Source organism: Aquitalea sp. S1-19 (assembly GCF_024343515.1).
This window is the reverse complement of sequence record NZ_RJTZ01000281.1, coordinates 1-1,704: the sequence shown is the minus strand read 5'-3', so window position 1 is coordinate 1,704 and position 1,704 is coordinate 1. Positions and strand designations below refer to the sequence as shown.

Genomic DNA, 1,704 nt, shown 5'->3' with positions numbered 1-1,704 from the left:
TGCCGTGCTGGTGGTCAATCATGCCATTCCGGAGGTGGTGAGTGATGCGTTGCAGGCGCGAGCCGGGCATGCCTTGCATATTGTGAGTCATCCGATAGGTGAGCGGCGGGTCTGGTTGGAAATGGCCGAGAAAAATGCAATGCTTGCCTGTGCACAGCGTGCGGGCAGCAAGGCTAGTCAATCTGCGCGTTTGGCTGCACTGGCCGAGGTGCTGGAACTGGATGGGGTGGCGCGGCTGGAGTGTTACGATATTTCGCATACCATGGGCGAGGCGACGGTAGCTTCCTGTGTGGTATACGACAAGGGGGGTATGCAGCCTGCCGAGTACCGGCGCTTCAATATTGCAACGGCTAAGGCAGGAGATGATTATGCCGCGATGCGCGAGGCGCTGACCCGGCGCTACAGCAAACTGGCCGAAGGCGAGGGCAAGTTGCCGGATGTGTTGCTGATAGATGGCGGCAAGGGGCAGGTGGGTGTCGCACTGGAGGTGATGCAGGAGTTGGGTCTTGTGCTGCCTATTGTCGGGGTGGCCAAAGGTGAGGCGCGCAAACCTGGCCTGGAGACGCTAATCCTCCCTTATCTGCAAAAGACGTTACAATTACCCAGCGATCATCCTGCGCTGCACTTGATTCAGACTGTGCGCGATGAGGCGCACCGCTTTGCCATTACCGGGCATCGGGCGCGCCGCGCCAAGGCGCGCACCATGTCGACACTGGAAGAAGTTCCTGGTGTCGGTGCCAAGCGTCGTCAGCAGTTGTTAACCCGTTTTGGTGGGCTGCGCGGCGTAAAGGCTGCCAGTATTGATGACCTTGCCCGGGTCGAAGGAATCAGCCACAAGCTGGCCGAATTGATTTATAACGCCTTGCACTAATAACAAAGATCACCCCATGCCGTTCAATCTGCCTATCTTCCTGACCTGGCTCAGGGTTGCCCTGATCCCCATTTTTGTGGCGATCTTTTTTCTGCCGCCTAGCCTGATGTCTTCGCATGTTGCCAATGTGACTGGCGCAGTGATTTTCTTTTTGGCGGCGGTGACAGACTGGCTGGATGGCTTTCTGGCGCGCAGGTTGGGCCAGACTTCGGCATTTGGTGCTTTTCTGGATCCGGTGGCCGATAAGCTGATTGTGGCGGCTTCGCTTATTTTATTGGTGGAGCTGGGGCGGACCGAGGGCTGGATGGCCATGATTATCATTGGGCGGGAAATCACCATCTCTGCGCTGCGGGAGTGGATGGCCGAGATGGGCGCGCGCAAGAGTGTGGCCGTGGCGAGCATAGGCAAGCTTAAAACCATGGCGCAAATGGCGGCTATCTTGCTGTTGCTGTATGCGGATCCTGTTTTTCCGTTTGTAAGTACGCTGGTAATCGGAAATTTATTTATGGTTGTGGCCGTAATTTTAACTTTGTGGTCAATGGTTTACTATCTGCGCATGGCGGCAAAAGAGTTCGCGGATAAAAAAATGGATGCATGAAGTGTTGACAGGCTTCGGAAAATCCTTATAATTCGCATTCTCTTGAAGACGGCAACGTTAGCAAGACAAGAAATGTGATGCGGGAATAGCTCAGTTGGTAGAGCGCAACCTTGCCAAGGTTGAGGTCGCGAGTTCGAGCCTCGTTTCCCGCTCCAGGCAAATTTCTTGAGTAAAAGTAAGTGGTTATGCGGGAATAGCTCAGTTGGTAGAGCGCAACCTTGCCAAGGTTGAGGTC

2 protein-coding genes and 1 tRNA gene are annotated in these 1,704 nt (G+C 55.0%); all 3 read left to right on the top strand.

Annotation, left to right across the window (positions count from 1 at the left end):
• Positions 1-871: excinuclease ABC subunit UvrC (locus tag EGI20_RS18345; protein WP_498633130.1), on the top strand; the 871-nt coding region annotated here is incomplete at its 5' end.
• Positions 872-887: 16 nt separating this feature from the next.
• Positions 888-1,469, top strand: a complete 582-nt coding sequence (gene pgsA, locus EGI20_RS18340) for a CDP-diacylglycerol--glycerol-3-phosphate 3-phosphatidyltransferase (RefSeq protein WP_124734210.1) — start codon at positions 888-890, stop codon at positions 1,467-1,469.
• 79 nt (positions 1,470-1,548) lie between these two features.
• Positions 1,549-1,624, top strand: a tRNA-Gly gene (locus EGI20_RS18335).
• The last annotated feature ends 80 nt before the right edge of the window (positions 1,625-1,704 follow it).